Raw genomic sequence first — 21,917 nt, 5'->3', positions numbered from 1 at the left:
GGCCGGGTGCCCGAAGGCGACCCGACCATTCCTGCTCACGAAGTACGCTCGTGCCCTACTTCGACGGGGCCCCCGCGGGCTCGGCGTCGGGCTGCGTGGTCACCGATCCGGTCTGCTGCCAGGCGACGGTCTGCTTCGGCTTCGCCAGGAACAGCGCCGCGACGATGGCCACGATGAGCACGATCGCCGGCAGGTAGAGCGACTCACCCATGGCCTTGGAGAACGGCTCGAGCAGGAAGCCCGGCAGTGCGCCGACCTGCTGCTCCGCGCCACCGGCCGTGGCCCCACCGGACGACGCCGGGAAGTTCGCGGTGATCCGGGCCTCCATCAGGGCGGCGATGCCGGCGGAACCGAGCACCGCACCGATCTGGCGCGTGGTGTTGTAGACACCCGAGCCGGCACCGGCCAGCTTCGGCGGCAGGTTGCGCGTCGCCGAGACGGACAGCGGTCCCCACATGCAGGCGTTGGCGAGGCCGAGGAGCGCGCTCGGCAGGAGCACCCAGCCCCACTCGGCACCGCTCGACAGCAGGGCGCCGAACCAGAACAGGCCGACGGAGAAGCAGGCGAGCCCGAACGAGGCGACCCAGCGCGGGTTCCAGCGGTTCAGGTTCTTGCCGACGATCGGCGCGAGTGCGGCGGACAGCACGGCCTGCGGCACGAGGAGCAGTGCGGCCTGGGTCGGCGAGAAGCGCAGGACGTCCTGGGCCCACAGCATGATCGGCAGCGCGAACGAGGCGATCGCGACACCGACGGCGGTGATGGCGACGTTGGCCAGCGTGAAGTTGCGGTCCTTGAACAGGCCGAGCGGCAGCAGCGGCTCACCCTTCTGCACGCCCTGCCAGACGACGAAGCCGGCGAGCACCACGAGGCCGACGATGATGAGCGACCACACCGAGATCGGGCCGGCGATGACGCCCCAGTCGTAGGTCTCGCCTTCCTGGATGCCGAAGACGAGCAGGAACAGGCCCGCTGCCGACAGGAAGATGCCGAGGTAGTCGAAGCGGTGTCCGTGACGCTCGAACGACGGCACGAAGCGCTGTGCGAGCACGAACGCCACGACACCGACGGGGACGTTCACGAAGAAGATCCACTCCCAGCCGAAGCCGTCGACGAGCAGGCCGCCCACGATCGGGCCGACGAGCGACGCGACACCGGCGACGGCGCCCCAGAGGCCCATGGCCGCGCCGCGGTTCTGCGGCGGGAAGATGCGCGTGATGACCGACATGGTCTGCGGGCTCATCATCGCGGCGCCGAGGCCCTGCACGACGCGGGCGACGATCAGCACCTCGATCGAGCCGGCCAGGCCGCACCACAGGCTGGCGAGCGTGAAGACCACGAGGCCGATCTGGTACATGACCTTCGGGCCGAAGCGGTCGCCGAGCCGGCCGGTGATGAGCAGCGGCACGGCGTAGGCGAGCAGGTAGGCGCTCGTCACCCAGATCACGGAGTTGATGTCCGCGTCGAGCTTCTGGGCGATGGTGGGGGTGGCGACCGACACGATGGTCGAGTCGACGAGGATCATGAAGAACCCGACGACGAGTGCCCACAGGGCAGGCCACGGCTTCTTCTCGGTCGTCCGCGGAGGCGTGACGGTGGTCATCGAGTGGTTTCCTTGCTGTTCGTGGTGGTGTCTGCGGACGCGACGGAGGCGTCCCAGGAGATGTGGCCGGCGGCGATCCGGTCGGCCGTGGCGGCGAGCCACTCGATCTGCGTCGTGAGCATGGCACGCACGTACGACACGTCGAGCCAGTACCGCTCGGGCAGGTCCTTCGCACGGACGACCCCGAGGATCTCGTCCGCCTCGTCGCGCTGGGCCCGGAGTGCGACGGCCCGTGCCCGGAGCGCGGACTCGGCCTCGTCGACCGACAGGTTCTCGATCTCGGCGACGGCCAGGTGGAAGACGGGGTACTCCTCGGCCGGTTCGGCGATCAGCCGGACGAGCCCGTCGTGCAGGGCCGTCCACCCGTCGTCCGTGATGGCGTAGGTGGTGCGTTCCGGACGGTTGCCCGCCCGGTCGGTCCCGACGACCTCGGCGAGGCCGAGCTCCACCAGGCGGCCGACCTGGTGGTACAGGGTGCCGGGCCGGACCTTGACGTTCCGGCCGTCCCGGCGGTGCGTCATCGTCTGGAACATCTCGTAGGGATGCGTCGGCCCCTCGGCCAGGAGCCCGAGCGCGGCGAACGCGAGTGGCGTGAGCGACGGCACACGTGCCTCCAGTCCGCTTGTTCGTTGTTGACTATTCGGTTTGGAATATACGCGTTGGAACAGACGTGAGCAAACGCACAGCAAGGGCCCGCCTGGAGGCCCGGGGACGTCCCGGCGTGTCGCGCGCGCCCCGTAGACTGGTCGCGTCCCCCCACCCCTGAAGTGCTGGAGAGAACACGTGCCAACGATCGTCGTCGAGGTCATGCCCAAGGCCGAGATCCTCGACCCCCAGGGGAAGGCCGTGGGCAACGCCCTGGCCCGCCTCGGCAAGGCCGACCTGACCAACGTCCGCATCGGCAAGCGCTTCGAGGTGACCGTCGACGGCCCCGTCGACGACGCCAAGCTCGCCGAGGTCCGTGACATCGCGGCCGACGTCTTCTCGAACGCGGTCATCGAGGACGTCGTGTCCGTGACCGTCGAAGGCCAGTGACCCGGATGCGCATCGGCGTCATCACGTTCCCCGGCTCGCTCGACGACCGCGACGCCCAGCGCGCCGTCCGTCTCGCCGGCGCCGACCCCGTCGCCCTGTGGCACGGCGACCACGACCTGCAGGGCGTCGACGCCATCGTGCTGCCCGGTGGGTTCTCGTACGGCGACTACCTGCGTGCCGGCGCGATCGCCGCGAAGGCGCCGATCATGGCCGAGGTCATCGACGCCGCCGGCAAGGGCATGCCCGTGCTCGGCATCTGCAACGGTTTCCAGATGCTGGCCGAGGCCCGTCTGGTCCCCGGCGCGCACACCCGCAACGCGCACCAGCAGTTCATCCGTCGCGACCAGAAGCTCCGCGTCGAGACCACCTCGACCGCCTGGACCTCCGGGTTCAGCGCCCAGCAGGAGATCACCATCCCGCTGAAGAACGCCGACGGCCGCTTCGTCGCGGACGCCGACACCATCAAGCGCATCGAGGACAACGGCCAGGTCGTGTTCCGCTACGTCGGCGTGAACCCGAACGGCTCCATCGACGACATCGCCGGCGTCTCGAACGAGCGCGGCAACGTCGTCGGCCTGATGCCGCACCCGGAGCACGCGACCGAGGCCGGCTTCGGCCCGGACACCCCCGCTGCGATGGCCTCGGGCACCGACGGCCTGACCTTCTTCACCTCCGTGATCGAGCACGCGCTCGTCAAGTGACAGGGAACAACGACACCGTGACGACACCCGTTCGCCCGAAGCCCGACACCGTGCAGGACGCGGCAGCCACCCCCGACAAGGAGCAGCCGTACGACGCGCTGGGCCTGAAGCCGGACGAGTACGCCCGCATCAAGGAGATCCTCGGCCGCCGCCCCACCTCGGGCGAGCTGGCGATGTACTCGGTGATGTGGAGCGAGCACTGCTCCTACAAGTCCTCGAAGAACTACCTCCGTCAGTTCGGCAAGAAGGTCACGCCGGAGATGACGAAGAACCTGATGGTCGGCATGGGCGAGAACGCCGGTGTCATCGACGTCGGCAACGGTTGGGCGGTGACCTTCAAGGTCGAGTCGCACAACCACCCGTCCTACGTCGAGCCGTACCAGGGCGCGGCCACCGGTGTCGGCGGCATCGTCCGCGACATCATCTCGATGGGCGCCCGGCCCGTCGCCGTGATGGACCAGCTCCGCTTCGGCGCGATCGACCACGAGGACACCGCACGCGTCGTGCACGGCGTCGTCGGTGGCATCTCGTTCTACGGCAACTGCCTCGGCCTGCCGAACATCGGCGGCGAGACCTACTTCGACCCGGTGTACCAGGGCAACCCGCTGGTCAACGCCCTCGCGGTCGGCGTGCTCCGCCACGAGGACCTGCACCTGGCGAACGCGTCCGGCGCCGGCAACAAGGTCGTCCTGTTCGGTGCCCGCACCGGTGGCGACGGCATCGGCGGCGCGTCGATCCTGGCGTCCGACACCTTCACCGAGGGCGGCCCGACCAAGCGTCCCGCCGTGCAGGTCGGCGACCCCTTCGCCGAGAAGGTCCTGATCGAGTGCTGCCTCGAGCTGTTCCAGAAGGACCTGGTCGAGGGCATCCAGGACCTCGGCGCCGCGGGTATCTCCTGCGCCACCTCGGAGCTCGCGAGCAACGGTGACGGCGGCATGCACATCTCGCTCGACGACGTCCTGCTCCGCGACCCCACGCTCACCGCCGAAGAGATCCTGATGTCGGAGAGCCAGGAGCGCATGATGGCGGTCGTCCGCCCCGACAAGCTCGACGAGTTCCTGAGCGTCGTCGGCAAGTGGGAGGTCGAGACCAGCGTGCTGGGCGAGGTCACCGGCACGGGCCGACTCGTCATCGACTGGCAGGGCCAGGAGATCGTGAACGTCGACCCGCGCACCGTCGCCGTCGACGGCCCGGTCTACGACCGCCCGGTCGCCTACCCGACCTGGATCGACGCGCTGCAGGCCGACACCGCCGCCTCGCTCGACCGACCGGCCGACGGCCCCGCGCTGAAGGCACAGTTCCTCAGCCTGCTCGGTTCGCCGAACCTGGCGTCGAAGAACTGGGTCACGAACCAGTACGACACCTACGTGCTCGGCAACACCGCGCTGTCCTTCCCCGACGACGGCGGCATGATCCGCGTCGACGAGGAAACGGGGCTCGGTGTCGCCATCGCCACCGACGCGAACGGCCGCTACTGCCAGCTCGACCCGAAGCAGGGTGCACGCCTGGCCCTGGCCGAGGCGTACCGCAACGTCGCCGTCACCGGTGCCGTCCCCGCCGCCGTCACCGACTGCCTGAACTTCGGCTCCCCCGAGAACCCCGAGGTCATGTGGCAGTTCTCCGAGGCGGTCGAGGGCCTGGCCGACGGCTGCATGGAGCTCGGCATCCCGGTCACCGGCGGCAACGTGTCGTTCTACAACCAAACCGGCTCGACCCCCATCCACCCGACGCCCGTCGTCGGTGTGCTCGGGATCATCGACGACGTCGCCAAGCGCGTGCCGTCGGGGTGGCAGGACGACGGCCACAACATCTACCTGCTCGGCACCACGAGCCTCGAGCTCGACGGCTCAGCGTGGGCCGGCACCGTGCACGGGCACCTGGGCGGGCGTCCGCCGGCGGTCGACCTCGAGCGCGAGAAGGCCCTCGCGGAGCTGCTGTACGCGGCGTCCGGCGAGCAGCTGCTCACCAGCGCGCACGACCTGGCGGACGGCGGCCTCGGCCAGTCGCTCGCCGAGTCCGTGCTCCGCTTCGGCATCGGCGCCCGCGTGGTCCTCGACGAGCTCGAGACCCGCGACGGCATCGACACCGCGACGGCGCTGTTCTCCGAGTCGACCGGTCGCGTCATCGTGACCGTCCGCCGCGAGGACGACGTGCGGTTCCAGGGCATGTGCGACGGCCGGGGCTTCCCGGTGCTGCGCATCGGCGTGACCGACGCGACGTCGAGCACGCTCGAGGTCCAGGGCGCGTTCGAGGCCACGGTCGACGAGCTGCGCGGCACCCACGCCGCGACGCTGCCGGCCCGTTTCGGCGACGTGATCGTCGAGGACGTCACCGAGGGGTACGTCGGCCGCGGGCCGCTCGACTCCGACGGTGCCTTCTCGCCGCGCACCGACGCCTAGGCCCGGGTCGCGGATGCCGATCGTCACCCTGCCCTTCGCCGAGCTCGTCGACCGGTTCGGCCCCGTGCCGGACGGTATCGAGCTGGACGTCTGGGACGTCGAGTCGCCGTACGGTCGCCCGGACGACGTCGCGATCACGCTCCTGCCGTTCTACTTCGAGGGGCGGCACCGCTGGCAGTTCGTGCACGACCTGCCCGAGCTCCAGCTGCTGCAGCTGCCGAGCGCCGGGTACGAGCACGCCATCCCGCACGTGCCCGGGCACGCGCAGCTGGCGAACGGTCGCGGCATCCACGACGACGAGACCGCCGAGCTCGCGGTCGGCCTCGCGCTGACGTCGCTCCGTGAGATCTCGGCGTTCCAGGTCGACCGTGCCAACGGCGTCTGGGACTCCCGCGAGACCCGATCGCTCGCCGACCGGCGGGTGACCGTCGTCGGCTACGGGGCGATCGGGTCCGCGATCGCCACCCGGTTCGAGGCGTTCCGCACCGAGGTGACCGTGGTCGCCCGGACCGCTCGCGAGCAGGACGGCCGGCACGTGCACGCGTTCGGTGAGCTGCCCGAGCTCGCCCCGACGACCGACGTGCTCGTGCTCATCGCGCCGCTCACCGCCGAGACCGAACGCCTGGTCGACGCGGAGCTGCTCGCGGCGCTGCCGGACGGCGCCCTGGTGGTGAACGTGGCGCGCGGCAAGGTCGTCGACACCGACGCCCTGGTCGCCGAGCTGCGGTCGGAGCGGCTGTTCGCGGCCCTCGACGTCACCGACCCCGAACCCCTGCCCGCCGGACACCCGCTCTGGACGACACCGAACACCGTGCTGACCCCGCACGTCGGCGGCAACACCGACCTGAGCGTGCCGCGGTCGATCGAGCTGATGCGCAAGCAGGTCGCCGCGCTGGCCGAGGGTCGCCCGTTCGAGAACCTGATCGAGTTCTAGCGCGCGAGCGGAACCGCGGCGTCACTCGAGTCGCAGCGCCATCCCCAGGCTCGGTGCGACGTCGTCGAACCCGAGGGACCGGTAGAGCCGCTGCCCCGGCGGGTCTCCGACGAGCGTGACGTACGCGCCCGCAGGTGCACGGTCGCGGACGTCCGCCAGCAGCCACTCGACGACCCGACGGCCGAGGCCCCGCCGCTGGTGCGCGGGATCGGTGGCGATGTCGGCGATGTGGAAGTACCACCCGCCGTCGCCGATCGTGCGCCCCATCGCGACGGGCGTACCGTGCTCGTCGACCACGTGGCACGCCGACCAGCTGCCGGCGATCGCTCCGGCACCCTGGGCGGGGTCCTTCGGGGACAGACCGGAGTCCCGACGCAGCCGCAGGTAGTCCTCGAGCGGCGGCGGACCGACGACGATGCGGTACTCGGGCTGTGCCTTCGCGGAGGTCACGGTCAGAGCGGGACGACGCAGGTCGGGGTGCCGACCGGGATCTGCGCGACGGCTTCGCCGGGCATGCCCTCGGCGTCGAGCGGCAGCACGGCGACGGCATCGGACATCTGGTTCGCCACCAGGACGAACCCGGGCACCCGCGCGAAGTGCCGGGGCCAGACACCACCGCAGGGCACCGACCCGACGACGGCGAGCCCGCCGTCACGCGCGTCGAGCACCACGAGCAGGTCACGCCCGCGCACCGCCACGTACGCGCGGCCGGCGTCGTCGACCTCGATGTGGCTGAGCAGCGACTCCCCCACGGCACCGTCGAACGTCGGCACGGCAGCGATCGTCACGAACGACCCGGAGTCGTCGCGGCGCAGGCGGTGCACACGCCCGTCGAGTTCACCGGCGACGAGCAGGTCACCGTCGATCCAGGCCATGTGCCTGGGGCCGGCGCCGGGTGTCACGTGGTGCACGCGGAGCGCCTCGATGTCGGGGACCCCGTGGGCCGACACCGTGACGCGGAACTCGTGCAGGGCATCGCCGCCGAGGTCGGCGACGAGCACCGTGCCGTCCGGGGTGGCGATCGACTGGTGGGCGTGCGGGCCGTCCTGGCGGTCGTCGTCAGGACCCGTGGCGTCGGGCAGCGCGGCGACCGCGACGGCCTCGGCCGGCACGGAGCGCTGGGTGGCGTCCCCGTGCAGCACGACGCCGTCACTGGCGGTCACCGAGGCGGCGTGCGACTCGGCCGGGGCGAGGGAGATCGCCGCGACCGTGCCGGAGACGTAGTTCGTGACCACCAGCGCGCCCGAGGGGTCGACCCGCACGTGGCACGGGGCGTCTCCGCCGGCGGGGGCATCCCACAGGTGCTCGAGCGCGCCGCCCTGCAGCCGGAAGGCCGACACGGCGCCGTCGTTCGTCTCGGAGACCGCGTAGACCCGGTCAGCCGAGACCGCCAGGAACGAGGGGTCGTCGAGCACTGCGACGGTCCGGGGTGCCGGAACGGCTCCGGCCGGCCCGGCGTCGACCAGCGAGATGCCCGTGGCGTTCCCCGCGCCGGTCGCCGTGTACGACCCGATGAGCAGCGACGGCAGCTCGGCGCTCATTCGTCGCGGCCCGCGATGCGCTCGTGGTGGTGGATGACCTCGGCGACGATGAAGTTGAGGAACTTCTCGGCGAAGGCGGGGTCGAGGTGGGAGTCGGCGGCGAGCGACCGGAGCCGTGCGACCTGGACCCGTTCGCGATCCGGATCGGCGGCCGGCATGCCCGACTCGGCCTTCAGGTGCCCCACGCGCTGCGTGTACTTGAAGCGCTCCGCGAGCATGTGGATCACGGCGGCGTCGATGTTGTCGATGCTCTGCCGGATGCTCCGCAGTTCGGCGACGGCGCTCGCGTCGGCCTCGGGCGGGGTGACGTCGTCGTTCATGGTCCGAGCCTACTGGCGGACGTGCAGCGGAACCCGGTCCGCTGCTGCGAGAATGTGCACATGTCGGTCCTGCTGGTGATCTCGGGTGTCTGTGCGGTCCTCGCGGGCCTCGTCCACGTGTACATCTTCTTCCTCGAATCGATCATCTGGACCAGTCCGCAGGCACGCCGGATCTTCGGCATCGCTTCCGAGACCGAAGCCGTGGCGACCCGTTCGCTCGCCTTCAACCAGGGCTTCTACAACCTGTTCCTGGCGATCGGGGCGATCCTCGGCGTCGTGCTCGTGCTGGCCGGCAACACCGTGAGCGGCTGGACCCTCGTGGTGTTCTCGACCGCGAGCATGCTCGGTGCCGCGGTGATCCTGCTCGGCACGGGTCGCAAGTACGTCAACTCCGCCTTCAAGCAGGGCACGCTCCCCCTGATCGCGCTGCTCTTCGCGCTGCTCGGCTCCACCGTCGGCGTTTAGTCGGACGCCCCCGAACTGCGAAAGCGACAGGGTGCCACCGAACATCGGCGGCACCCTGTCGCTTTCGCGTGAAGGTCGTGAAGGTCGTGAAGCTCGAGACCCGCTCTAGCCGAGCTTGTCCTCGAACTGCGCCGGCAGCTTGTCGAGCGCCCACTCGATCGCGGCCGTCGTGCCCATCGAGAACGCGGACGATACGTCCTTGTCGTCGAAGACGATCGAGTGCCCGGCCTCGACCGACGGCACCTTCTGGAACAGCTTGTTCGACGAGGCCTCTGACGCGTCGACGTAGATCGGCAGGATCAGCGTCAGGTCGGCGTCGAGCAGGTCGAGGTTCTCGTCGGACAGGTGCACGGAGAACTCCTTGCCGGCCTGCTCGTCGATGGCCTTCGGGATCTCGAAGCCCAGGTTCCGCATGAAGGTCGAACGGCTGTCGGTGGAGGCGTACGCCCCGAAGCCCTCGGAGCTGTAGGCACCGACGACAGCCGTCTTGCCGTCGAAGTCCGGGTGCGCCTTGCGTGCTGCGGCGTAGGCGTCGTCGAGGCCGGAGAGCAGCTTCTTGCCCTCGGACTCCTTGCCGAGCGCCTTCGCGATCATGGTCGTCTGCTGCTCGGTCGAGGCGAGGTAGTTCTCGCCGCCCTTCGGGATCGCGACGGTCGGCGCGATCGCCGACAGCTTGTCGTACCGCTCCTTGTCACCCGAGGACTTCACGTCGAGGATGACGTCGGGGTTGAGCTTGAGGATGTCCTCGTAGCTCGGCTCGAGCGTCTGGATGATCTTCGGTGACTCGTCGTACGCACCCTTGAGCCACGGACCGACACCGTCGCCGCCGAAGGCGAGCCAGTCGCTCGCCCCGACCGGCTGGACACCGAGCTCGAGAGCCGTCTCGGCGTCGCCCCACCCGAGCGCGACGACGCGCTTCGGTGCCGACTCGATGGTGGTGGTGCCGAGGCCGGTCGTGATCGAGACCGGGAACGCGGCGTCGGACGACCCCGACGACGCCGAGTCGGTCGAGGAGCCGGAGCCGGACGCGCAGCCGGCGAGGACGAGGGACGCTGCGACGACGGCGCCGGCTGCGGCGAGCACGCGTCGGAGACGCAAGGGGAAACGGTTCACGAAGGGTAGCCTAACCTAACGGGGCACTCAGGAACACGGCTGGCTAGGCTGGATGACCGTGGCGTTCACCGATCCAGGCCGCACGCACCTCGCGGTGCTCGGCTCCCCCATCGCGCACTCGCTCTCGCCCACGCTCCACGCAGCGGCCTACGATGCGCTCGACCTGCCCTTCACCTACGGGAGGCACGAGGTCGCGTCCGGCGGCCTCGCCGCGTTCGTCGCGGGGCTGGGTCCGGAATGGCGTGGGCTGAGTCTCACGATGCCGCTCAAGCGCGAGGTCCTGCCGCTGCTCGACCGCACCACCCCGCTCGTCGACGAACTCGGGGTCGCCAACACGGTCGCGTTCCGCCTCGAGGGTTCCACGCTCGTCCGAGCCGGCGCCAACACCGACGTGCAGGGGCTCGTCCGCCCGGTCGAGGCGCTCGGACACCTGCCCGGCGAGGCCACGATCCTGGGCGGCGGAGCCACTGCAGCGAGCGCCCTGACGGCTGCCGTGCGGCTCGGGGCGTCGCTCGTCCGGGTGTTCGTCCGTGACACCGCGAAGACGCGCGCGCTGGTCGACCTGGCCGTCCGGCTCGGGGTCACGCTCGAGGTGCACCCCCTGACCGAGCTCGCCGGCACGCACCACGGGTTCGTCCTCTCGACGCTGCCTGGCGGTGCCGCCGACCCGCTCGAGTTCCGTCCGTCGGGGCCGGACGCCGTCCTGTTCGACGTCGCCTACGAACCGTGGCCCACCGTGGTCGCCAGCCGCTGGACCGATGCCGGGGGCCGCGTGCTGAACGGCCTCGACATGCTCACCGAGCAGGCGATCGGGCAGATCCGGTTCTTCCTGACCGGTGACGAGGACGAACTGCTCCCCGACGAGGCCGGCGTCCGCCGGGCCATGCGCACCGCGGTCGACCTACCCGCCGTCATCGGTTAGGCGACCCCTCGCGGACCGCGAGTCGTCAAAGACCGATAGTCGCGTCACACCGTTCGATCAGGTCGCGATCGTGCGTAGCGGTCAGGACGGTGGAGCCCGCATCGGCGAGGGAGCGCAAGAGAACGTGAATTTCGTTCGCGTTCTCGGCATCCAAGGCAGCCGTTGGCTCATCCGCGAGCACGAGTGCAGGCTTACGCACGAGCAGACGAGCGAACGCCACACGAATCCTCTCCCCGCCGCTCAGAGAATATGCGGGCGCATCGAGGACTCCGTCGATGCCAACGGCGTCGGCCGCATCCTCGATTCCGAGCTGGTCACTCGCCGGAGAGGAGGGGAGAGCCTTCAACGCGATCGAGATGTTCTTGCGCGCACTCCAATGCTCGACGGGTCCTGCATCTTGAAACACGAATCCCACCTGCTCCCGTAGGTACTTTCGCTGGGCCCCGGCCCCAAGAGCGTTGACGGTCAAGTCCCCCACCTGCACAAGCCCCCGAGTTGGGCGCTCGAGTCCACCGACGACACGGAGGAGAGTCGACTTGCCCGATCCCGACGGACCGACGACGGCGGTGAGAGCTCTGGCATCGGCGTTCGCGTGCAGGTCCCGGATCAGCGACCGCCCCGCCACAAGGTGGGTGAGGTCGCGGAGCATTACGCCCAGACCTTCTTGCGTCTCAGTAGGCATATGCCCTCACTTGCTTCCTCGAGAAACGCCTCGTGAAACCGACCAACGCGACCCCGGCGGTGACAGCAGTCACGAAGATCGGGCCACCGATGAAAGTAGCGTTGGTGACGTCCGTTGCCTGCAGCCCCGCTTGTGCCGTGATCCAGAGCAGGACGCCAGCACTGAACCCGATGGCAATGCTCGGCAGAATATTAGCTTTTACATTGAAATGGAAGTCCTCTAGCCTCCGGGTAAGCGCACCCCCAAGAGAAGCTGCATCGGGCACCCTGCCGAGTGGACGGCCATCGCGCTCCGGCCCCGTGTCGGGCGGCGTCAGGCCCGGGTCTGCGGGTGGTGCTTGGCGAGCAGGAACACCCCGGTGATGGCGATGCCCGCGGCGACCACGAACCCAGCCACCGCGAACAACGGCGCCCCCGAGGCCTCGCCGAGCACGATGACGCCGATGCCGACCGCGACGATCGGATCGATCACCGTCAGCCCCGCGATCACGAGGTCGGCAGAACCGCTCGAGTACGCGTTCTGCACGAAGTACCCGCCGAGCGACGCCGCCACGACCACGCCGGCGATCGCGAGCACGGTCAGCCAGTCGAAGGTGCCGTTCACGAACCGGTTCAGCACGACCTTGGCCAGTGTCGCCACGAACCCGTAGAGCACCCCGGCCCCGACGATGTAGTACAGCGCGCTGCGACGCTTGGCCACCAGGCGGAACGACACCAGCACGAGCACCAGCACGACGGCCAGGATCACCAGCACGGTGACGAGCTGCTGGCGGGTGATCGCGCTCTCGTGCCCGACGAACGCCGCGATCCCGACGAAGATGCCGACACCGATGATGCACGTCCACACGGCCCGCCGCGCACGACGACCGAGCGGCACACCCGACGACCGCGACGAGAACCACGTCGTAATGACCAACGCCACGGCACCCAGCGGCTGCACGACGATCAGGGGCGCGAACGTGATGCTGACCAGCTGCAGGACCACCGCGATGCCGAGCATGAGTGTGCCGAGCACCCAGTAACCGCTCGAGACGAGCCCGACCACGTGCCGGACGCTCAGCCCCTTCGACTGCCGCCCGAGACGCGCCTCGACCCGCTGCACCCCGCGGCTCTGGAACTGCGCCCCGAGCGACAGGAACACCGCACTGGTCAGGGCCACCGGGATCATCAGCCCAGCGAGCGCGCTCGCGCTCATCAGAGGCCAGACTCGATCGGCGGATCCGGGAGCGGTCGGTGAAGCACCAAGTCAGCCGCCCCTTCACCAACGCGTTACTTGTGGGCGCTAGCGCTGAAACTCTACCGGTCGTATGCGATACAGAAAGTCAGCTGCCGATGAGTCTGAGGGGCCTGGCGTTGACGGTCAGGCGACCACGCCGTCCACGTAGAACCATCGTCCCTGCTCGCGGACGAAGTCGCTCGTCTCCTCGAGCGTGCCGCGCTCGTCGTCGGAACGCCACCACGCGCGGAACGTGACGGTGCCGTGGGAGTCGAACGGGCCTCCCGAGGTGGTCGCCAGCACGTCCAACCGGGTCCAGCGCTGGGTCGGGTCCAACTCGAGACCCGCCGGGCGGGTGCGCGGGTGCCAGGTGAGCAGCAGGTACTCCGGCAGGCCCAGCGCGAAGGCGCTGAAGCGGGAGCGCATGAGCCGTTCCGCGGTCGGCGCCACGGCCCCGGCGTGCAGGGGGCCGCAGCACTCCCCGTAGGGGTTGCCGCTCAGGCAGGGGCAGCGCGTCGTGTCGGTGACCACCGGCCGAACGCTAGTCGACGATGGACAGCGTGACGGTGATGTTGCCGCGGGTGGCGTTCGAGTACGGGCAGATCTCGTGTGCACGCTCGGCCAGGCGCTGGCGCTGCTCCTGCGGGGCGTTCGGGGCGTAGACGTCGAGCTCGACCGCGAGACCGAAGGCGCCGTTGCCGGTGCCGCCGATGCCGACCTCGGCGGAGACCTCGGCGCCGGTGGTGTCGACCTCGAGCTCCTTGCCGGCGGCGTGCAGGGCACCGAGGAAGCACGCGGCGTACCCGGCGGCGAAGAGCTGCTCGGGGTTCGTGCCCTCGCCGCTGCCGCCCATCTCCTTGGGCGGGCGGGTGTCGAGGTCGAGCCGGTCGTCCTCGCTGCGGACGTGTCCGTCGCGGCCGCCTCCGGTGGCGTGGGCGGCCGCGGTGTAAACGATGTCGAGACTCATGCTCCGAGGTCACCGTGCCCACCTGGACGAACCCTGAGCGGCAGCACCACGTCGCGGGTGCGGCGGCGCCGAGCGGAAGTGTTCGGGCGTGTCCGGGCACCCCGCACCCCCACCGGGTAGACATGACGCGTGTTCAAGACCGGGTGGCAGGTGTTCCGGGAGCGGGCTCCCGCACTCATCGGGCCGCAGTACCGCCGTCGCGTCGTGATCGTCGCCGGCGTCGTCGCGCTGGTCGCGTTCATCGGGCTGCAGTGCCTCGCGCTGCTCGTGGACGACGGTTCGGTCCCCCTCGCGGTGTGGCTGGTCGCATCGGCACTGTTCGCGGCCGGCGTCGGCGGGATCGGTTCGTGCTTCGTCCCCATCGGCCCGAAGGGGTGGGCGGTCGCACCGATCCCCGGCATCGGATGGCGCACGCAGGAGGCCGTCGCCCGGTACTACCGCCGCAACGCACCTCCGGTCGACCCGAAGCACCGTGACGCTGTCCTCGACCGCATGCCCGAGACCCGCGACCTGATCGTCCGTGGAGCGTTCCGTGGCTTCCTGCTGCTCGGCGGCTGGGCCCTGGCACTCGTCGCCACCGTGGTGGTCAACGTCGCCACCGTGCCGGCCGGCGACGGACTCGTCGGGCTGTCCGCCTTCTGGTTCGTCGTGCCCCTGAGCGGCGCCGTCACCGCGATCGGAGGACTGCGCACCCTCGGCCGTCAGGAGCAGCTCCGCGTGGAGGCCGAAGCGCTCCCACCGGTCCCCCCGCCCGTACCACCTCGCGGCCGTCCCGGCGCGCGGAGCGGTAGCAAGCTCGCCCTGCCGGAGGAGTGACCGTGTTCACGCTCGGGTGGCAGGTCTTCCGTCGGCGCGTCACGGACGTGCTGGGTCCGGCACGCGTCCGTCGCGCTGCCCGGTGGTCCGGGTTCGCGGCGGTCGTCGCGCTGGTCGGCATGGCCGTCCTGGAGGCCCGGCTCGACTGGACGGGGGCAGCCCCGGTCCGCAGCGTGGCCGCGATGGTGCTGCTGGCGCTCGGGCTGTCGGAGTACGTCGTCAAACTCGGCCGCTCCGAACGAGCCCGCCTGGCCGCCGAGTCCCTCGACCCCGCACCGGAGACGCCCGCACGCCCCACTTCCTGACACCGTGACGCGCACCACTGTCGGCGGCGACGGGCACACTGGGCGCATGTGTGGAAGGTTCGTCGTCTCCGACACCACGGCCGATTTGTTGCCCGAGCTCATGGGCGAGCTCGCCGCCCGGACCGAGCACGTCGACGAGGACACCGGCGAGGTGCACCCCGGCCTCGCCCCGAGCTGGAACGTCGCACCGACCGACCCCGTGTACGCCGTCCGCCAGCGGCACGGCGAACGCGAGCTGCCGCAGATCAGCTGGGGCTTCGTGCCGAGCTGGGCGAAGGACTTCCAGAAGCAGCGCCCGAAGCCGATCAACGCCCGCATCGAGACGGTCGCGACGAGCGGCATGTTCAAGCGGGCCTTCGCCACGAACCGCTGCATCGTGCCGGCGCAGGGGTACTACGAGTGGGTGGTGCGCGAAGACGGCAAGGAGCCCCACTTCGTGCACGAACCCGGCGGCGCCCTGGCGATGGCCGGCGTCGTCAGTGCCTGGCCCGATCCCACGAAGCCCGAGGGCGACCCGGACAAGTGGCGGCTGTCGCTCGCGATCATCACCCGTGACGCCCACGTCGCCCCGGGCGAGGTCCACGACCGCATGCCGGCTTTCCTGACGCCCGACGGCTACGACGACTGGCTCGGCGGCGACCTGCACTCCGACGATCTGCTGGCCCTGCTCGACCACGAGTCGCTGACGGTGGCGGCGGGCCTTGCGCAGTACGAGGTCTCCCGCTCGGTGAACAGCGTGCGGAACGACGGACCGCAGCTCATCGCGCCCGTCGCGTAGGCGGTCGCGCCCCGCGCGCGGACAGGAGGCCCGGATCACCGCAGCGGGTCTGCTGCGGTGATCCGGGCCTCCAGTCCGGTGCCGTGTTACGGACGTGCGCTGCGGCGGATGCCCGGCGCGACGCGGACCGCGATCCGTCGTCGGGTCACCAGGAGCACGCCCGCCAGCATGAGCGCGAGCGCCGCGAGCCCGAGACCGACCAGTCCGGTCACGCCCGTGAAGGCGAGCTGGGTGCCGTGGACGATCGCGGCGAGCCCGGTCGGGAACGTGACCGTGACGGTCGCGGTGACCGTCTGACCCGCGCTGTCGGTGACCGTGTAACCGACGAAGGTGGTTCCGGTGAAGCCTTCCTCCGGGGTGAAGACGACCCGGCCGTCGTGGATGGTCCACGTGCCCTGGTCGGCGACCACCACGCGGTCGGTCGGTGTGCCGGACTCGGGGTGGAGCAGGTGCAGCGTGCCCGGCTCGAACGCGGCCCCACCGGTGGCGGAGTCGTTGTCGAGCGGATCCACGACGACCCGGTGTCCGACGATCCCGGTGGCGGAGTCGTCGGTGGCGACCGCCGCGGCGACCACGGTCATGGTCGCGGTGGCGGTGGCCTTCTGCCCCGAGGCGTCCGTCACCGTGTACGTGAAGGTGTCCGTGCCGGTGAAGCCGGCGGCCGGGGTGTAGACGTACGCGCCGTTCCGCTGGATCGAGACGGTGCCGTGGGCGGGCTTCCGGGCCGGGGCGGCGGTGAGGCCGGTGCCCTGGTCGTCGGCGAGCAAGCCGTGGCGGGCGTCACGGGCTACGGGCGTCCCGGATACGGTGTGCCCGGTGTCGTCCGCTGCGGCGATGCCGACCGTGATCGTGACGGTGGCGTCGACCTGCTGCTCCGTCGAGTCCTGGGCACGGTACGTGACGGTGTCGGTGCCCGAGAAGCCCTTCGCCGGGGTGTAGACGAACGTGCCGTCGGCGGCGATGGTGGCCTTCCCGTGACGGGCCTTGCCCACCGCGACGACCGTCAGGGCGTCGCCGTGGTCGTTGCCGAGCACGCCGTGGCCGGCGACCCGGACCGTCTTGCCGGCCGTGGTCGTCGCCTTGTCGTCCTTCGCGACCGGGGCGACGTCGATGACGACGCGCGCGAACGCGGCGGTGCCGTCGGCGTCGTTGGCCGAGTAGGTGAACCAGTCACGTCCGGACCAGTTCGACGTGGGCGTGTAGACGTACGAGCCGTCCTTCTCGAGCGACAGCGTGCCGTTGAACGGCTTCGTCTCCATGGCGGCCCAGAGCCCACGACCGGAGTCACCGACCAGCACGCCCTCGTCGGCGGACATGCGCATGCTGCGGTTCGTCGACATGGTGTGCCAGTGGTCGACCGCGGCGACGCCGACGAGGACCGTGACCGTCGCGGTCGAGGTCCGTCCGGCGCCGTCGGTCACCGTGTACTCGAACGTGTCCGCGCCGGAGAAACCCTTGGCCGGGGTGTAGACGAGCGAGCCGGGCTCGGTGCCCTCGGTCACGGTGCCGTGCTCGGCGCGGCCATGCGCGGTGACGGCGAGGCCGGTGCCGCGGTCGTTGCCGGTCAGGGTCGCGCCGCTGATCGGCAACGCGGTGTTCGCCGCGGTGCGCAGGGCGTCGGCGACCGCGGTCGGCGTGACGGTCACGGTGACCGTCGCCGTCGCGGTGCCGCCGGTCGGGTCGGTCACCGTGTAGGTGAACGTGTCCGTGCCGGAGAACCCGTCGGCGGGCGTGTACGTGACCGAGCTGCCACCGGCCGTCGTGCTGCCGGTGATCGTGGCGGTTCCGTGGCCGGGCTTCGACACCGCGGTGACGGCGAGCTCCGTGCCCGAGTCGTTGCCGGTGACGGCGACGTCGACCGGGGTCGCGGCGCTCGTCGTCGCGGTGTCCGCGGCGGCCTTCGGGGCGACGACGATCGTCACGGTGCCCGTGGTCGTCCCGCCGGAGCCGTCGGTGACCGTGTAGTCGAACCCGTCCGGGCCGGAGTAGCCCGGCTCGGGCTTGTACGTGTACGAACCGTCCTCGTCGACCGTCACGTCGCCGTGCTCGGGCTTCGTGTGGTCGGTGACCGCCAGGTCGGTGCCCTTCGCACCGTCGAGCAGGCCGGTGCCGGCCGGCACGGTGGTGGTGGCGTCGGCCTCGGCCGAGGTCGACCCGCCGCCGGCGACCGGGGTGACGGTGACCGTCACGGTGCCGGTGTTCGTGGCGCCCGACGGGTCCGTCACCGTGTAGGTGACGGTGTCCGTGCCGGAGAAGCCGTCTTTCGGCGTGTAGGTGATCGTGCCGTCGTCGTTGCGGGTCGCGGTGCCGTGATCGCCGCCGGAGACGGACACGACGGTCAGGCCGGTGCCGTGGTCGTTGCCCGTCAGGGCGCCGGAGGTGACGGTGGTGCTGCCACCCGCCGCGACGGTGACGGTGTCGGGCTCCGTGCCGGGGCGGACCGTGACCGTCACGGTGCCGGTGGTGGTGCGGCCGGCGGGGTCCGTCGCCGTGTAGGTGAAGGTGTCCGTGCCCGAGAAGCCGTCCTTCGGCGTGTACGTGTACGAGCCGTTCCCCGCGAGCTCGATCGTGCCGTGCGCCGGCTGCTGGTCGACGGCCGCGGTCAGACCGGTGCCCCGGTCGTTCGCGAGCACGCCGTCGCCCTTCGCGACGGTCAGGGTCGAGCTGGCCGTGGCGGTGGCGGTGTCGGCCGTGGCGCGGGGGCCGACGACGACCGTGACCGTGCCGGTGGTGGAGCGGCCGGCGGTGTCGGTCACCGTGTAGGTGAAGGTGTCCGTGCCCGAGAAGCCGTCGGCCGGGGTGTAGACGACGCGGCCGGTGGCACGGTCGAGGGTGACCGTGCCGCGGGCGGCGTCGCCGGTGCCGGCGGCCGCACCCGCGGTCACGTCGGTCACGGTCAGCCCCGTGCCCCGGTCGTTGCCGGTCAGGGCGGCGGCGTCGATCGTCAGCGCCTCGTCGGCCCGGGTCGACACCGTGTCGGCCGTCGCGACGGGTCGCACGGTGATCGTGACGGTCGCGGCACCGGTGGTGACACCGCTGCCGTCGGTCACCGTGTAGGTGAACGAGTCGGTGCCGGACGACCCGGCGGTCGGCGTGTACTCGACCGAGCCGTCCGCTGCGACGACGGCCGTGCCGTGGGACGGACCGGTGACGATCGTGGTCTCGAGGTCCGAACCGCGGTCGTTGGCCTGCACGTCGATCGCCACCGGGGTGCCGGCGTCCGTCGACGCGGTGTCGGCGCCGATCGTCGGGTCGACGGTGATGGTGACGGTCGCGGTGCTCGGCGAGCCGGAGCCGTCGACGGCCGTGTACGTGAACGCGTCGGGGCCGGAGTACCCGTCGGTCGGGGTGTACGTATACGTGCCGGTGGCCTTGTCGAGCGTCAGCGCACCGTGCGAGGGGGACGTGTTCGACGCCACGGTGAGCCCGGTGCCGGAGTCGTTGCCGAGCACGCCGGTCGCCCGGGTGCCGGCGGTGGCCGTGCCGCCCGCGGCGACCTTGACGGTGTCGTCCTGTGCGGCCGGGGCGACCTGCACGGTGACGGTGACGGTGTCGGTCCCGCCGCTGCCGTCGGTCACGGTGTACGTGAAGGAGTCGGCGCCCGAGAACCCGGCTGCCGGGGTGTAGGAGTACGAGCCGTCCGGACGCACCGTCGCCGAGCCGTGGGCGGGAGTGCTGCTGCCGGTGACCGTCAGGCCGGTGCCCAGGTCGTTCGTGAGCACGTTGCCGGTCGTCGTCGACCCGGCCGTCGCGGTGACGGCATCGGCCGTCGCGGTGGGCAGCACGGTGAGGCGCACGGTCGCGGTGACGGTCGCGCCGGCGCCGTCCTTCGCGGTGTACGTGAAGGAGTCCGGCCCGGAGAAGCCCTTGTCGGCACCGTAGGAGAACGACCCGTCGGGCCCGATCTTCACGAGACCGTGTGACGGCTGGCCGTGGCCGGTGAGGGTCAGGTCCGACCCGCGGTCGTTCGTCAGGACGCCGTCCGCGGCGTTCACCTTGAGCATGGTGCCCGCGTGCACGCTGTACGCGTCGTCCGAGCCCTTCGGTGCGACCGTGACGGTCACGGTGCTGGTCGAGGTCTGCCCCGACGAGTCCTTCGCCGTGTACTGGAACGTGTCCGAGCCGGAGAACCCGCCGGCCGGGGTGTACGTGTACGAACCGTCGGCGGCGACCGTGGCGGTGCCGTGCGCGGGCGTGGTGTTCGAGACGACGGACAGGCCGGTGCCGCTGTCGTTCGCGAGCACGCCCGAGGCGGCCGGCACCTTCAGCGTCGTGCCGGTGGGGGTCGTGGCGGTGTCGCTGCTGGTGGTGACGTGCGTGGCCTTCAGCGTGTTCGTGAAGGTGACCAGGACGTCCGTGCCGTCCGCGGTGGTGGCTGCCGGGAACGTGAAGGTCCCCGTGGTGCCGGTGCCGCTGGCGACGAGGGCGCCGCTGTTGAGGTTCACGGCCTTCCACGAGGTCGTGTAGTTCGACAGGTCTGTGGTGCCGGCCGCGGTCTGCCGTGCGGTGTACGTCTTGTTCGGCGTCGACAGGACCGCGCCGGCCTTCTGCGGCTGGGTGCCGGCGGCCGTGCCGTCGGTGGTCGCCGTGTTGCCGGTCGAGACGCCGCCGCCGGTCACGGCGAGCCCGAACTGGTCGGACGAGCTCCACCGCTGGTCGACGCTCGACTGCGCGGCCACGGTGTTGGCGTAGTTGCAGGACGCGAGGTCGCTCGGCGAGTAGCCGTCCGCGATCGTGAACGTGCTGACCTGCGCGCCGGAGCCCGGGTCGATCTTGTACATGGTCGACCCGACCGAGGCGAACAGGTAGCCGTCGGACGAGAACGCGATGCCGGGGCTGCCGTTCGTGCTGGCGTCGATCGGAAGGGTCGCGACCTTCGACGTGGTCAACACCGCGGTGCCGGCGGTCGCGGGGACCGTCTCGGTGTCGACACGGCGGATCTCGTTGCCGGTGACGACGAAGAGCAACCCGCGGGTGCTGAACGCCATGTCGCCGTTCTTACCGGTGAGCAGGTTGCCGATGGTACCGACCTGCCCGATCTTCGCGCCGGTCTTCGTGTCGTACGCCCCGAGGTAGGCAGGGTTCGCACCGCTGGCGTAGTAGTAGACCCCCGTCGCAGGGTTGATCGCACCACGGAGCAGCTGGTGGTCACCGTTCGGGTCGGCAGCGGTCACGTCCGTGATCGGGGCACCGGCGACGGCGTCGTACCCGGTGATCGTGTTGCCGTTGTTGACCGAGGCGTAGGCGGCGACACCGTTGCGGGCGACCGCGAGGGCGTTGTTGCCCGGCGCCATGCTCGTCACGTTCGTGACGGCACCGGTGGTGGCGTCGATGGCGGCGAGCTGGTTCGCGGCGGTGTTGATGCCGTACAGCGTGTTTTGGTCGCACGACAGCGCGCCGGCTGCAGCGGCGGGGTCGGCCACGACGGCCTGGGTCAGACCGACGCCGGCGAGGAGCGCGGCGCCGAGCATGGCGACGGCGCGCAGGCCGGGACGGCGTCTGGGCACAGCGGTGCCCGGGTTCGTACGCTGCATGATCACTTTCGGGTCGAGACGATGCGGGCACCGAGACCGACCGGAGGATCAGGGAGAACGGTCGTTGGCGCCAGGTTGATCCTGGCAGTTCTTCGAGTTCGGATGGGGACAAACCGGGTCCCCAATAGGGGGGACCACTCGTTCAGGGGGTACGCCACAGACGCGAAGAACCCCCGCCGGCAAGCCGGCGGGGGTTCGAAGATCAGGGGGGGATCAGCAGTGGATCAGGCGGTCGGACGGATGACGTCCGGCAGCAGCACGTGCAGGCGCTCGGCCAGGCGCGCCTTCGCCTCGTCGAGGGAACGGAAGTCCCCGACGTACTCACCGAAGGTGTCGGCGACGAAGAAGTGGCTGCCCTGACGGTCGACGGTGCCGCCGTAGTAGCCGCCGTAGTTCGCGACCCACAGGCCCGTGTCGGCCTGGGCCCACGAGATGCGGACGGGGGATGCCTGCACGGGAGCCACGACCTGGGCCTCGATCTCGGCGATGACCTCGATCGTCTGGGTGTCCAGGGTCACCTCGGCCTGCTGGCGGTGGGCGACGGTCGTGCTCATGGTCCTGCTCCTTCGTGCTGTGCTGCGTTCTGGGTG

General features: G+C 70.7%; 22 protein-coding genes. 9 read left to right on the top strand and 13 right to left on the bottom strand.

Annotated features, from left to right (window positions below; translation table 11 throughout):
* Nucleotides 1-55: 55 nt before the first annotated feature.
* On the bottom strand, nucleotides 56-1,600 hold the full coding sequence (locus DEI85_RS02845; protein ID WP_027465025.1) for a DHA2 family efflux MFS transporter permease subunit: 1,545 nt from the start codon (nucleotides 1,598-1,600) through the stop codon (nucleotides 56-58).
* The gene (locus DEI85_RS02840) at nucleotides 1,597-2,205 is read right to left on the bottom strand and encodes a PadR family transcriptional regulator (protein ID WP_051596619.1); all 609 of its coding nucleotides are present in this window, start codon (nucleotides 2,203-2,205) and stop codon (nucleotides 1,597-1,599) included. The genes DEI85_RS02845 and DEI85_RS02840 overlap by 4 nt, the downstream gene beginning before the upstream one ends.
* A 178-nt stretch (nucleotides 2,206-2,383) precedes the next feature.
* On the opposite strand from DEI85_RS02840, the gene purS reads away from it, so the two are divergent.
* From purS to DEI85_RS02820, 4 genes are read left to right on the top strand one after another with little or no spacing between them, the layout of a single operon-like run.
* Entirely contained in the window at nucleotides 2,384-2,635 is a 252-nt protein-coding gene (purS, locus tag DEI85_RS02835) for a phosphoribosylformylglycinamidine synthase subunit PurS (RefSeq protein WP_017886272.1), read from the top strand.
* 5 nt (nucleotides 2,636-2,640) lie between these two features.
* Nucleotides 2,641-3,336 carry a phosphoribosylformylglycinamidine synthase subunit PurQ gene (purQ, locus tag DEI85_RS02830; RefSeq protein WP_110858942.1) on the top strand — a complete coding sequence of 232 codons (696 nt, stop codon included), beginning with the start codon at nucleotides 2,641-2,643 and terminating at the stop codon, nucleotides 3,334-3,336.
* 17 nt (nucleotides 3,337-3,353) lie between these two features.
* The gene (purL, locus tag DEI85_RS02825; protein ID WP_258369774.1) at nucleotides 3,354-5,735 is read left to right on the top strand and encodes a phosphoribosylformylglycinamidine synthase subunit PurL; all 2,382 of its coding nucleotides are present in this window, start codon (nucleotides 3,354-3,356) and stop codon (nucleotides 5,733-5,735) included.
* Between the two features lie 13 nt (nucleotides 5,736-5,748).
* Nucleotides 5,749-6,669, top strand: coding sequence for a 2-hydroxyacid dehydrogenase (locus tag DEI85_RS02820; protein ID WP_110858830.1), 921 nt, complete (start codon nucleotides 5,749-5,751; stop codon nucleotides 6,667-6,669).
* A gap of 21 nt (nucleotides 6,670-6,690) precedes the next feature.
* On the opposite strand, the gene DEI85_RS02815 is transcribed toward DEI85_RS02820, so the two are convergent.
* The 3 genes from DEI85_RS02815 to DEI85_RS02805 are packed head-to-tail and all read right to left on the bottom strand — an operon-like array spanning nucleotide 6,691 to nucleotide 8,530.
* Nucleotides 6,691-7,119, bottom strand: coding sequence for a GNAT family N-acetyltransferase (locus DEI85_RS02815; RefSeq protein ID WP_110858829.1), 429 nt, complete (start codon nucleotides 7,117-7,119; stop codon nucleotides 6,691-6,693).
* A 2-nt stretch (nucleotides 7,120-7,121) separates the two neighbouring features.
* Nucleotides 7,122-8,210 (bottom strand): lactonase family protein, encoded by a 1,089-nt coding sequence (locus DEI85_RS02810; RefSeq protein WP_110858828.1) that lies wholly within the window; start codon nucleotides 8,208-8,210, stop codon nucleotides 7,122-7,124.
* On the bottom strand, nucleotides 8,207-8,530 hold the full coding sequence (locus tag DEI85_RS02805) for a chorismate mutase (RefSeq protein ID WP_110858827.1): 324 nt from the start codon (nucleotides 8,528-8,530) through the stop codon (nucleotides 8,207-8,209). The genes DEI85_RS02810 and DEI85_RS02805 overlap by 4 nt, the downstream gene beginning before the upstream one ends.
* A 60-nt stretch (nucleotides 8,531-8,590) precedes the next feature.
* Between DEI85_RS02805 and DEI85_RS02800 the strand changes: the two genes are divergently transcribed.
* Nucleotides 8,591-8,995 carry a DUF1304 domain-containing protein gene (locus DEI85_RS02800; RefSeq protein WP_110858826.1) on the top strand — a complete coding sequence of 135 codons (405 nt, stop codon included), beginning with the start codon at nucleotides 8,591-8,593 and terminating at the stop codon, nucleotides 8,993-8,995.
* 105 nt (nucleotides 8,996-9,100) lie between these two features.
* Here the strand turns inward: DEI85_RS02800 and DEI85_RS02795 are convergent, their stop codons facing one another.
* Nucleotides 9,101-10,108, bottom strand: coding sequence for an iron-siderophore ABC transporter substrate-binding protein (locus DEI85_RS02795; RefSeq protein ID WP_258369772.1), 1,008 nt, complete (start codon nucleotides 10,106-10,108; stop codon nucleotides 9,101-9,103).
* Between the two features lie 58 nt (nucleotides 10,109-10,166).
* Between DEI85_RS02795 and DEI85_RS02790 the strand changes: the two genes are divergently transcribed.
* Nucleotides 10,167-11,030: a shikimate dehydrogenase family protein gene (locus tag DEI85_RS02790; RefSeq protein WP_181419956.1), complete on the top strand. Its 864-nt coding sequence runs from the start codon at nucleotides 10,167-10,169 to the stop codon at nucleotides 11,028-11,030.
* A 25-nt stretch (nucleotides 11,031-11,055) separates the two neighbouring features.
* On the opposite strand, the gene DEI85_RS02785 is transcribed toward DEI85_RS02790, so the two are convergent.
* The 5 genes from DEI85_RS02785 to DEI85_RS02765 all read right to left on the bottom strand — a co-directional run bounded on the left by DEI85_RS02785 (nucleotide 11,056) and on the right by DEI85_RS02765 (nucleotide 13,894).
* Nucleotides 11,056-11,679 (bottom strand): ABC transporter ATP-binding protein, encoded by a 624-nt coding sequence (locus DEI85_RS02785; RefSeq protein ID WP_181419955.1) that lies wholly within the window; start codon nucleotides 11,677-11,679, stop codon nucleotides 11,056-11,058.
* A 22-nt stretch (nucleotides 11,680-11,701) separates the two neighbouring features.
* A complete protein-coding gene (locus DEI85_RS02780; protein WP_146238474.1) occupies nucleotides 11,702-11,977 on the bottom strand; it encodes a hypothetical protein in 276 nt (91 codons plus the stop codon).
* A 47-nt stretch (nucleotides 11,978-12,024) separates the two neighbouring features.
* Nucleotides 12,025-12,906, bottom strand: a complete 882-nt coding sequence (locus DEI85_RS02775) for a DMT family transporter (RefSeq protein ID WP_111123699.1) — start codon at nucleotides 12,904-12,906, stop codon at nucleotides 12,025-12,027.
* Between the two features lie 165 nt (nucleotides 12,907-13,071).
* On the bottom strand, nucleotides 13,072-13,458 hold the full coding sequence (locus tag DEI85_RS02770; RefSeq protein ID WP_027465017.1) for a YchJ family protein: 387 nt from the start codon (nucleotides 13,456-13,458) through the stop codon (nucleotides 13,072-13,074).
* 10 nt (nucleotides 13,459-13,468) lie between these two features.
* The gene (locus DEI85_RS02765) at nucleotides 13,469-13,894 is read right to left on the bottom strand and encodes an organic hydroperoxide resistance protein (RefSeq protein ID WP_027465016.1); all 426 of its coding nucleotides are present in this window, start codon (nucleotides 13,892-13,894) and stop codon (nucleotides 13,469-13,471) included.
* Between the two features lie 129 nt (nucleotides 13,895-14,023).
* Between DEI85_RS02765 and DEI85_RS02760 the strand changes: the two genes are divergently transcribed.
* The 3 genes from DEI85_RS02760 to DEI85_RS02750 are packed head-to-tail and all read left to right on the top strand — an operon-like array spanning nucleotide 14,024 to nucleotide 15,793.
* The gene (locus DEI85_RS02760) at nucleotides 14,024-14,710 is read left to right on the top strand and encodes a hypothetical protein (protein WP_110858821.1); all 687 of its coding nucleotides are present in this window, start codon (nucleotides 14,024-14,026) and stop codon (nucleotides 14,708-14,710) included.
* Nucleotides 14,711-14,712: 2 nt separating this feature from the next.
* Entirely contained in the window at nucleotides 14,713-15,015 is a 303-nt protein-coding gene (locus DEI85_RS02755) for a hypothetical protein (protein WP_146238473.1), read from the top strand.
* A 46-nt stretch (nucleotides 15,016-15,061) separates the two neighbouring features.
* Nucleotides 15,062-15,793, top strand: coding sequence for an SOS response-associated peptidase (locus DEI85_RS02750; RefSeq protein WP_110858819.1), 732 nt, complete (start codon nucleotides 15,062-15,064; stop codon nucleotides 15,791-15,793).
* A gap of 86 nt (nucleotides 15,794-15,879) precedes the next feature.
* Here the strand turns inward: DEI85_RS02750 and DEI85_RS02745 are convergent, their stop codons facing one another.
* Together DEI85_RS02745 and DEI85_RS02740 are read right to left on the bottom strand one after the other, a co-directional pair.
* On the bottom strand, nucleotides 15,880-21,327 hold the full coding sequence (locus DEI85_RS02745) for an Ig-like domain-containing protein (RefSeq protein WP_146249005.1): 5,448 nt from the start codon (nucleotides 21,325-21,327) through the stop codon (nucleotides 15,880-15,882).
* A 224-nt stretch (nucleotides 21,328-21,551) separates the two neighbouring features.
* Nucleotides 21,552-21,881, bottom strand: a complete 330-nt coding sequence (locus DEI85_RS02740; protein WP_258370282.1) for a hypothetical protein — start codon at nucleotides 21,879-21,881, stop codon at nucleotides 21,552-21,554.
* Nucleotides 21,882-21,917: the final 36 nt, after the last annotated feature.

This window comes from Curtobacterium sp. MCBD17_026 (assembly GCF_003234895.2).
GTDB classification, from domain to species: domain Bacteria; phylum Actinomycetota; class Actinomycetes; order Actinomycetales; family Microbacteriaceae; genus Curtobacterium; species Curtobacterium flaccumfaciens.
The sequence above is the reverse complement of the archived record's forward strand: the minus strand, read 5'-3'. Positions and strand labels throughout refer to the sequence as shown.

What these genes read in the sequence shown, in the direction of transcription:
- DEI85_RS02845 (WP_027465025.1), bottom strand. Translation starts at nt 1,600, where the DNA reads ATGACCACCGTCACGCCTCCGCGGACGACCGAGAAGAAGCCGTGGCCT.
- purQ (WP_110858942.1), top strand. Translation starts at nt 2,641, where the DNA reads ATGCGCATCGGCGTCATCACGTTCCCCGGCTCGCTCGACGACCGCGAC.
- DEI85_RS02820 (WP_110858830.1), top strand. Translation starts at nt 5,749, where the DNA reads ATGCCGATCGTCACCCTGCCCTTCGCCGAGCTCGTCGACCGGTTCGGC.
- DEI85_RS02810 (WP_110858828.1), bottom strand. Translation starts at nt 8,210, where the DNA reads ATGAGCGCCGAGCTGCCGTCGCTGCTCATCGGGTCGTACACGGCGACC.
- DEI85_RS02805 (WP_110858827.1), bottom strand. Translation starts at nt 8,530, where the DNA reads ATGAACGACGACGTCACCCCGCCCGAGGCCGACGCGAGCGCCGTCGCC.
- DEI85_RS02800 (WP_110858826.1), top strand. Translation starts at nt 8,591, where the DNA reads ATGTCGGTCCTGCTGGTGATCTCGGGTGTCTGTGCGGTCCTCGCGGGC.
- DEI85_RS02785 (WP_181419955.1), bottom strand. Translation starts at nt 11,679, where the DNA reads ATGCTCCGCGACCTCACCCACCTTGTGGCGGGGCGGTCGCTGATCCGG.
- DEI85_RS02775 (WP_111123699.1), bottom strand. Translation starts at nt 12,906, where the DNA reads ATGAGCGCGAGCGCGCTCGCTGGGCTGATGATCCCGGTGGCCCTGACC.
- DEI85_RS02765 (WP_027465016.1), bottom strand. Translation starts at nt 13,894, where the DNA reads ATGAGTCTCGACATCGTTTACACCGCGGCCGCCCACGCCACCGGAGGC.
- DEI85_RS02750 (WP_110858819.1), top strand. Translation starts at nt 15,062, where the DNA reads ATGTGTGGAAGGTTCGTCGTCTCCGACACCACGGCCGATTTGTTGCCC.
- DEI85_RS02745 (WP_146249005.1), bottom strand. Translation starts at nt 21,327, where the DNA reads ATGCAGCGTACGAACCCGGGCACCGCTGTGCCCAGACGCCGTCCCGGC.
- DEI85_RS02740 (WP_258370282.1), bottom strand. Translation starts at nt 21,881, where the DNA reads ATGAGCACGACCGTCGCCCACCGCCAGCAGGCCGAGGTGACCCTGGAC.